General features: G+C 69.1%; 8 protein-coding genes and 1 pseudogene. 8 read left to right on the top strand and 1 reads right to left on the bottom strand.

Annotation, left to right across the window (positions count from 1 at the left end; translation table 11 throughout):
- The 7 genes from whiA to G3I40_RS44045 form a co-directional block, all read left to right on the top strand.
- On the top strand, positions 1 to 382 hold a 382-nt coding region (gene whiA / locus G3I40_RS44075; protein ID WP_164560399.1), incomplete at its 5' end, for a DNA-binding protein WhiA.
- Positions 383 to 573: 191 nt separating this feature from the next.
- Positions 574 to 3,492: a M14 family metallopeptidase gene (locus tag G3I40_RS44070; RefSeq protein WP_164560398.1), complete on the top strand. Its 2,919-nt coding sequence runs from the start codon at positions 574 to 576 to the stop codon at positions 3,490 to 3,492.
- A gap of 199 nt (positions 3,493 to 3,691) precedes the next feature.
- Positions 3,692 to 4,702 carry a type I glyceraldehyde-3-phosphate dehydrogenase gene (gap, locus tag G3I40_RS44065; RefSeq protein ID WP_164560397.1) on the top strand — a complete coding sequence of 337 codons (1,011 nt, stop codon included), beginning with the start codon at positions 3,692 to 3,694 and terminating at the stop codon, positions 4,700 to 4,702.
- A 131-nt stretch (positions 4,703 to 4,833) separates the two neighbouring features.
- Positions 4,834 to 6,045, top strand: a complete 1,212-nt coding sequence (locus G3I40_RS44060; RefSeq protein ID WP_164560396.1) for a phosphoglycerate kinase — start codon at positions 4,834 to 4,836, stop codon at positions 6,043 to 6,045.
- A gap of 6 nt (positions 6,046 to 6,051) precedes the next feature.
- Entirely contained in the window at positions 6,052 to 6,828 is a 777-nt protein-coding gene (gene tpiA, locus G3I40_RS44055; protein ID WP_164560395.1) for a triose-phosphate isomerase, read from the top strand.
- Between the two features lie 139 nt (positions 6,829 to 6,967).
- Entirely contained in the window at positions 6,968 to 7,198 is a 231-nt protein-coding gene (gene secG / locus G3I40_RS44050; RefSeq protein ID WP_164560394.1) for a preprotein translocase subunit SecG, read from the top strand.
- Positions 7,199 to 7,427: 229 nt separating this feature from the next.
- On the top strand, positions 7,428 to 7,763 hold the full coding sequence (locus G3I40_RS44045; protein ID WP_078491545.1) for an RNA polymerase-binding protein RbpA: 336 nt from the start codon (positions 7,428 to 7,430) through the stop codon (positions 7,761 to 7,763).
- Between the two features lie 70 nt (positions 7,764 to 7,833).
- Here G3I40_RS44045 and G3I40_RS44040 read toward each other — a convergent pair whose 3' ends face one another.
- Complete coding sequence (locus G3I40_RS44040) at positions 7,834 to 8,715, bottom strand: MurR/RpiR family transcriptional regulator (protein WP_164560393.1); 882 nt, start codon at positions 8,713 to 8,715, stop codon at positions 7,834 to 7,836.
- Positions 8,716 to 8,806: 91 nt separating this feature from the next.
- On the opposite strand from G3I40_RS44040, the pseudogene G3I40_RS44035 reads away from it, so the two are divergent.
- Positions 8,807 to 9,021 (top strand): annotated as a pseudogene (locus G3I40_RS44035) (ATPase); the annotation flags it as partial.

Raw genomic sequence — 9,021 nt, 5'->3', positions numbered from 1 at the left:
CGAGGTCCGCGCCACCGCGAACCGCCTCGCCAACTTCGACGACGCGAACCTGCGCCGCTCGGCCCGCGCGGCCGTGGCCGCCGGGGCCCGCGTGCAGCGCGCCCTGGAGATCCTCGCCGACGAGGTGCCCGAGCACCTCGCGGCCGCGGGCAGGCTGCGCATGGAGCACAAGCAGGCCTCCCTGGAGGAGCTGGGCGCGCTCGCCGACCCGCCGCTGACCAAGGACGCCGTCGCGGGCCGTATCCGGCGCCTGCTCGCCATGGCGGACAAGCGGGCCCAGGACCTCGGCATCCCGGGCACGGAGTCGAACCTCGCGGAGGACATCGCCGAGGACCTGGTCGAGGAGATGGCTGAGCACATGGCGGACCACATGGCGGGCTGATCCTGCCGGGAGCTCGACAAGCCGGTGGCGGCGCCCGATCGCGGCGCCGCCACCGGCTTTTCCCTGTCTTGAAGTAGCCGTCAGCACTCCTTGGGGCCCCCTTGACTTGACCATGAACGGTCACGAGTCTGGCGCCGTTCGCTTCTGTGGCAGCGCGCCACGACCGCGGCAGACAACCGCAAGGGGGGCTCATGAGACGAAGAGCGAGATCGATCCTCGCTGTCGGAGCACTTGTCCTGGGACTGGGAGGGGCCGCACTCACGCCCGTCGCCCAGGCGGAGAGCGGAAGTTCAGCGAGCGAGGACCCCGGCGCGGACGCCGTCAAGGTGTTCCGCGCCGACGTGTCGAAGGAGCAGATACCCCTGCTCCTCCAGGCGGGCCAGGACGCCCGCGAACTCGGCGAGCAGGCGCCCGAGAAGGGCACCGCGCAGGTCGAGGTCTACCTCACCGACCAGCAGGCCGAGAAGCTGCGCGACCAGGGCGTGAAGCTCGCGGAGCACAAGCTGACGGCCCGGGCAGCGGCCCGGGTGGCGGCCGCGGGCGACGGCGTCTTCCGCCCGTACAGCGGCAAGGGGAATCTGCGGGAGGAGATGCTCCGCACCGGCCAGGAGCATCCCGACCTCACCAAGGTCGTCTCCATAGGAAAGACGCTCCAGGGCCAGGACATCCTCGCGCTGAAGCTCAGCAAGGGCGCCAAGAAGGCCAAGGACGGCGCCAAGCCGTCGGTCCTCTACATGTCCAACCAGCACGCACGCGAGTGGATCACTCCGGAGATGACCCGCCGCCTGATGCACTACTACGTGGACAACTACGCCAAGGACAGTCGGGTCAAGAAGATCGTCGACTCCACGGAGCTGTGGTTCGTCCTCACGGCCAACCCCGACGGCTACGACTGGACGTTCCACCCCGACGGCGACCGTCAGTGGCGCAAGAACATGCGTGACGTGAACGGCGACGGCGCCTACACCACAGGCGACGGCGTCGATCTCAACCGCAACTTCGCCTATAAGTGGGGCTACGACGACGAGGGTTCGTCCCCGCGCCCCGCCAGCGAGACCTATCGCGGCGCGAGCCCGAATTCAGAGCCCGAGACGAAGGCGATCGACGCCTTCGAAAAGCGCGTCGGATTCGACTACGCCATCAACTACCACTCCGCCGCGGAACTGCTGCTCTACGGAGTGGGCTGGCAGGTCGCCACCCCCACTCCGGACGACGTCCTCTACAAGGCGCTCGCCGGGACCCCGGACAACTCCGCGATCCCCGGTTATCACCCGCAGGTCTCCTCGGAGCTGTACACGACGAACGGCGAGGCCGACGGGCACGCGGGCAACGTGCACGGCGTCTCCATGTTCACGCCCGAGATGAGCACCTGCCAGACCGCCTCGAACGTCGACCCGAACGACGCCTGGCGGCCCCAGGACTGCGCGTCGATCTTCACGTTCCCGGACGACGAGAAGCTCATCCAGGGCGAGTTCACGAAGAACGTGCCCTTCGCGCTGTCCGTCGCGGAGACCGCCTCGCACCCGGACCGGCCGTCGTCCTCGGTCGGCCTGGAGGCCCCCGACTTCACCCCGGCGGCGTTCCCCACGTCGTACGCGCGCGGTGGCGACCAGGAAGTGTCGGTGGTCGTCCGGAAGTCCGTACGCGACAAAGAACTGAACTACCGCATCAATGGCGGCCGTTCGCGCGACGAGGAATTGCGTGCCTGGAAGGGCGGAGAAACCTACGGAGGCGACGACAATCTGCATTTCGACGCCTATAGGGCGAAGGTCGAGGACGCCGATGTCGGCGACAAGGTAGAGGTGTGGTTCACCGGACGTACGAAATCCGGAAAGCGCACCACCAGTGAACGCTTCACCTACACAGTGGCGTCGCGTCCCAAGGGCGACACTCTTGTCCTCGCGGAAAACGACGCCACAGGGCAGCAGACGAGCGCTTACGTAGACGCACTCAAGGCCGCCGGACGCACTCCGGTCGTCTGGAATGTCGCCGCCCAGGGCGCTCCCGACCCTCTCGCCGTCCTGGGGCACTTCAAGACGGTCGTCCACTACACGGGCGCCGCCCGCCCCGCCCTCGCCACCCAGCTGGCCCTGCGCGACTACCTGAACGAGGGCGGCAAGCTGATCGAGGCGGGCGAGAAGGCCGGCGGCTCCGTCGCCATCGGCGACACCACGACGAACGACTTCAGCCAGTACTACCTGGGCGCCTACTCCCGCACGGCGGCACCGGTGGCCACCCGCTTCGACGGCTCCGGCGCACTCACCGGGACCGCGGCGACCCTCGGGGGCGCGCCCGGCAACCCGCTCGACGGCGCGGGCCTGTACGAGGTCACGTCGGACACCCTGCCGCAGTTCGAGAGCGCGGGGGCGGGCCAGTACGAAGGCGCGGGCATGGCCGCCGCCGTGCACACCGATGACGCCTACAAGCGTCTGACCCGCACCATCGACCTGACCGGGGTCCCCGCCGCCGAGGCCCCGTCCCTGCGTACGCAGCTGCTGTGGGACACCGAGGCCGGCTACGACCACGTCCTCCTCGAAGCGCACACGGTCGGCGCCGAGGACTGGACCACCCTGCCGGACACGGCCGGCCTGACCACGACCGCCGTGCCCACCGAGTGCGAGGCCGGATTCCTGCTCGCGGAGCACCCGGCCCTCAAGCGCTATCTGACGCCCGACGGCGCCGCGTGCGAGAACACCGGCACCTCCGGCGCGTGGAACAGCCTCACGGGCTCCTCGGACGACTGGAGGACGGTCACGTACGACCTGAGCGCCTATGCGGGCAAGACGGTCGAGGTGTCGCTGAGCTACGTCTCCGACCCGGGCACGGGCGGCGAGGGCGTCCGCGCCGACAACGCGTCCGTCGTCATCGGGGGACAGGTCCGCGAGACCGAGGGCTTCGAGACGTCCCTGGGCGTCTGGCAGGTCCCGGGGCCGCCCGAGGGCAGCCCGGCCGCGGTCGAGGACTGGGCCCGCGCCCAGGACCTGTTCACGACCTACGGGGCGGTGCGCACGCCGGACACCGTTCTCCTCGGATTCGGTCTGGAACACGTCACGTCGAGCGGCGATCGAAATGCGCTCATCAGAAAGGCCCTGCGCTCAATTAGCGACTGATCGCCACCGGGTGCCACCGAAATACGCGAGAAATATGCGGCGGCCCGTACGTTACTGGCGAGTACGGGCCGCTGTGCCCTGCATAGACCCGCTCGATGTCACCCCAAGCCCTTATGGGAGGTAGGGTCGGAGGCGGTCGGGGACATCCCAATACATCTCGCCGGCGTCGAATCCGGCGTACCAACGAGGAGATCGGTTCGTGACGATCCGCGTAGGCATCAACGGCTTTGGCCGCATCGGTCGTAACTACTTCCGCGCGCTGCTCGAGCAGGGTGCGGACATCGAGATCGTGGCTGTCAACGACCTTGGTGACACCGCGACCACCGCACACCTTCTGAAGTACGACACCATCCTTGGTCGTCTCAAGGCCGAGGTGTCGCACACCGCGGACACCATCACGGTCGACGGTCACACCATCAAGGTGCTGTCCGAGCGCAACCCCGCCGACATCCCGTGGGGCGAGCTGGGCGTCGACATCGTGATCGAGTCGACCGGCATCTTCACCAAGAAGGCCGACGCCGAGAAGCACATCGCCGGTGGCGCCAAGAAGGTCCTCATCTCGGCTCCGGCCAAGGACGAGGACATCACCATCGTGATGGGCGTCAACCAGGACAAGTACGAGCCGGCGAACCACCACGTCATCTCGAACGCGTCCTGCACCACCAACTGTGTGGCGCCGATGGCCAAGGTTCTCGACGAGAACTTCGGCATCGTCAAGGGCCTGATGACCACGGTCCACGCCTACACGAACGACCAGCGGATCCTGGACTTCCCGCACTCGGACCTGCGTCGCGCCCGTGCCGCCGCCGAGAACATCATCCCGACCACGACGGGTGCCGCCAAGGCCACCGCGCTGGTCCTGCCGCAGCTCAAGGGCAAGCTCGACGGCATCGCGATGCGCGTTCCGGTCCCGACCGGCTCGGCCACCGACCTGGTCGTCGACCTGCAGCGCGAGGTCACCAAGGACGAGGTCAACGCCGCGTTCAAGAAGGCCGCCGACGACGGCGCCCTCAAGGGCATCCTGTTCTACACCGAGGACCCGATCGTGTCCTCGGACATCGTGAGCGACCCGGCCTCCTGCACCTTCGACTCCTCCCTGACGATGGTTCAGGAAGGCAAGACGGTGAAGATCCTCGGCTGGTACGACAACGAGTGGGGCTACTCCAACCGCCTCGTGGACCTGACGGTCTTCGTCGGCGGCCAGCTCTAGAGTTCTAGAGCAGCAAGGCACTCAGATGTGAGCGAAGGGTCCGGACCCGCGCGATGCCGCGCGTCGGTCCGGGCCCTTCGCGCGTCAGCCTCCCAGCCCTCTCCAGGACCAGCCTCACAAGGAGTCCAGTCATGAAGACCATTGAGGAACTTCTCGCCGAAGGGGTCGACGGCAAGCGGGTGTTCGTCCGCGCCGACCTCAACGTGCCGCTGGCCGACGGCCTGATCACCGACGACGGCCGCATCCGCGCCGTCCTGCCCACCGTCAAGGCTCTGGCCGAGGCGGGCGCCAAGGTGGTCGTCGCCTCCCACCTGGGCCGCCCCAAGGGTGCTCCGGACCCGCAGTTCTCGCTGCTGCCCGCGGCCGAGCGCCTGGCCGAACTCCTCGGCAAGCCGGTCGCGTTCGCCCAGGACACGGTCGGCCCCGCCGCGCACGAGGCCGTGGACGGCCTCGAGCCGGGTCAGGTCGCCGTCATCGAGAACCTGCGCTTCAACGCCGGTGAGACGAGCAAGGACGACACCGAGCGCGGCGAGTTCGCGGACCGGCTCGCGGCCCTGGCCGACGTCTACGTAGGCGACGGTTTCGGCGCGGTGCACCGCAAGCACGCTTCCGTGTACGACCTTCCGGCCCGCCTGCCGCACTACGCCGGCTACCTCATCGCCACCGAGGTCGGCGTCCTGAAGAAGCTCACCGACGACGTCAAGCGCCCCTACGTGGTCGCACTCGGCGGCGCCAAGGTCTCCGACAAGCTCGCCGTCATCGACCAGCTGCTCGGCAAGGCGGACCGTCTCCTCATCGGCGGCGGCATGGCGTACACGTTCCTCAAGGCCAAGGGCTACGAGGTCGGTATCTCGCTCCTCCAGGAGGACCAGGTCCCGGTCGTCACCGAGTACATGAAGCGCGCCGAGCAGAACGGCGTGGAACTCGTGCTGCCGGTGGACGTCCTGGTGTCGACCGAGTTCCCCGACCTCAAGGGCAAGGCCCCGGCCAACCCCTCCACCGTCGCCGCGGACGCCATCCCGGCCGACCAGGAGGGCCTGGACATCGGCCCGGAGACCCGCAAGCTGTACGCCTCGAAGCTCGCCGACGCGCAGACCGTCTTCTGGAACGGTCCGATGGGCGTCTTCGAGCACCCCGACTACGCCGAGGGCACCAAAGCGGTCGCCCAGGCCCTCATCGACTCCCCGGGCTTCACCGTGGTGGGCGGCGGCGACTCCGCCGCGGCGGTCCGTACCCTGGGCTTCGACGAGAACGCATTCGGCCACATCTCGACCGGCGGTGGCGCCTCCCTCGAGTACCTCGAGGGCAAGACGCTCCCCGGCCTCGCCGCACTGGAGGACTGACCCCGTATGACGACCCGTACGCCGCTGATGGCGGGCAACTGGAAGATGAACCTCAATCACCTCGAGGCCATCGCCCACGTCCAGAAGCTCGCTTTCGCCCTCGCGGACAAGGACTACGAGGCCGTCGAGGTCGCCGTCCTGCCGCCCTTCACCGACCTGCGCTCGGTACAGACGCTGGTCGACGGCGACAAGCTCAAGATCAAGTACGGTGCCCAGGACCTCTCGGCGCACGACTCCGGTGCGTACACCGGCGAGATCTCGGGCCCGATGCTCGCCAAGCTCAAGTGCACGTACGTCGCGATCGGGCACTCCGAGCGCCGGCAGTACCACGACGAGACGGACGAGATCGTCAACGCCAAGGTGAAGGCCGCCTACAAGCACGGTCTGACCCCGATCCTGTGCGTCGGCGAGGAGCTGGACGTGCGCGAGGCGGGCAACCACGTCGCGCACACGCTCACGCAGGTCGAGGGCGGTCTCCAGGACCTTCCCGCCGAGCAGGCCGAGACCGTCGTCATCGCGTACGAGCCCGTGTGGGCCATCGGCACCGGCAAGGTGTGCGGCGCGGACGACGCCCAGGAGGTCTGCGCGGCGATCCGCGGCAAGCTCGCCGAGCTGTACTCGCAGGACGTGGCCGACAAGATCCGCATCCAGTACGGCGGTTCGGTGAAGTCCGGCAACGTCGCGGAGATCATGGGCAAGCCGGACATCGACGGTGCCCTGATCGGCGGCGCCTCGCTGGACGCCGACGAGTTCGTCAAGATCGTGCGCTTCCACGAGCAGTGAGCGGCACATTGATCGCCCAGTGGCGCGACCTGTGAGTATGCGCTAGCGGCGATACGTCGTACCCTTGCGGGGCCGCGGCTCTTCCGAGCCTCGGCCCCGTCGTCCGAATAAGTCCGAGGAAGTTGGTCCAGCCGTGGTTATGGGGTTCTCGATCGCCCTGATCGTCTTCAGCCTGCTGCTGATGCTCCTTGTGCTGATGCACAAGGGAAAGGGCGGCGGTCTCTCCGACATGTTCGGTGGCGGCATGCAGTCCTCCGTCGGCGGCTCCTCGGTCGCCGAGCGGAACCTCGACCGGATCACGATCGTGATCGGTCTGCTCTGGTTCGCGTGCATCGTCGTGCTCGGCCTTCTCATGAAGATCAACAACTGACCTTCCGGGTCGAACCGTCGCTTCAACTCGTTACAACTGCACATTGCTCACGTAAAGCCCCATGTTCGGTACGCGCTCAACCACGCGGCCTATCATGGGGCTTGCGTCTAGGGACGGGATGTAACTCCCATCACTGGACGCGCGTTGGGCCTTACGTAGACTGAGGCGCTCCGCGGCGAAGCGAGACGCCGACACGCTTCGCGGCACCATCACGCAGGGAGTTACGACCGTGGCAAGTGGCAACGCGATCCGAGGAAGTCGGGTCGGGGCGGGGCCGATGGGCGAGGCCGAGCGCGGCGAGTCCGCGCCGCGCCTGCGCATCTCCTTCTGGTGCTCGAACGGGCACGAGACGCAGCCGAGCTTCGCCTCCGACGCGCAGGTGCCGGAGACCTGGGACTGTCCGCGCTGCGGATTCCCTGCCGGGCAGGACCGGGACAACCCGCCGGACCCGCCGCGCACCGAGCCGTACAAGACGCACCTCGCGTACGTACGGGAGCGGCGCAGCGACGAGGACGGCGAGGCGATTCTCGCCGAGGCGCTCGCGAAACTGCGGGGCGAGATCTAGGAGTTGAGGACCGGCCGGGTGCCCCAGTGGGCGCCCGGCCGATGCTGTTGCGTCGCGCACCGCGCAGTGGTCACGAACGGCGCCGGGGCCGGGCCGCGTGCTCCTCGGAGATGTGCGCCGTGAGGGCGATCGACGCCGTCGCCCGCTCGTAGGTCAGCTGCGCCACGCGCGCGTAGAGGCAGTCCAGGATCAGCAGCGCCGAGTGGCGGGCGCCGAAGCTGCCGCGCCGGAAACTCGTCTCGGCCGCCGTCCACGTCAGGTGCACGGCCGCGGCCTGGGCGACGGGGGAGCGCGGGTCACCGGTGACCGCCACGGTCGTGGCACCGCGCTCCGCGGCGAGCCGCAGCGGGCCGAGGACCTCGCGGGTGCGCCCGGAATGGGACAGGGCCACGGCGGCGTCCGCGGGCGTCATCAGCGCGGCCGAGGTCTCCGCGGCGTGCACCTCGGTCCAGCCGCGGGCCGGCATCCCGATGCCGAAGAGGCGGGCCTCCGTCTCGCGCGCCAGGATGCCCGAGCCGCCCACCCCGTAGACGTCGATGCGCCGCGCCCTCGCGAGCGCCTGGGCGGCCGACTCCAGGGCGCTGCGGTCCAACTGGTCGAGGGTGCTGCGCAGCGCCTGGAGGTCCGCCTGGGCGACCACGGAGATCAGGTGCTCCAGGTCGTCGTCCGGGCCGATGTCGGGGCCCAGCGGGCGGTCCTGGCCGCTCCCGTCACCCCGGTGGTCCTGCTCGCCCTGCTCCTTGGCGAGTTCGAGGAGGAGCCGCTGGTAGGTCTCCAGGCCGAGGGCCTGGCAGAAGCGGGTGACGGTGGCCTGCGAGGTGCCGGTGCGCCGCCCCAGGTCGGCGGCGGAGGTCCCCGCGACCGCGGCCGGGTCGGCCAGCACGTACGCGCCGACCTTGCGCAACGAGCCGCTGAGCGTGGGCAGTTCGGAGCGGATCCGGGCTGTGATCATGACGGTCTCCCGATCGGTGGCGGCCCGTCGGCGGGGTCCTGTCGGCGGCGCGGGGGTTGTCCCGAGATGAATCTATCAATCATCATGCGGTGTGCTTACTGAATCCATCGATCAGTACGTGGCTCCGCTCACCGTCGGGATCGACGCCGGCGGCACCCGGGTGCGGGCGCGCTGCGTGGACGCGGCCGGGCGCGTGGTCGGCGTCGGGCACGGCGGCCCGGGGAACGCCTTGAGCGTGGAACGCGCCGTGCTCGTGAGGACCTTGGAGCAGACGGTGGCGGCGGCCGTGCCCGCGGCGCTGCGGGG

Source organism: Streptomyces sp. SID14478 (genome assembly GCF_010548525.1).
Lineage (GTDB): Bacteria > Actinomycetota > Actinomycetes > Streptomycetales > Streptomycetaceae > Streptomyces.
The sequence above is the reverse complement of the archived record's forward strand: the minus strand, read 5'-3'. Positions and strand labels throughout refer to the sequence as shown.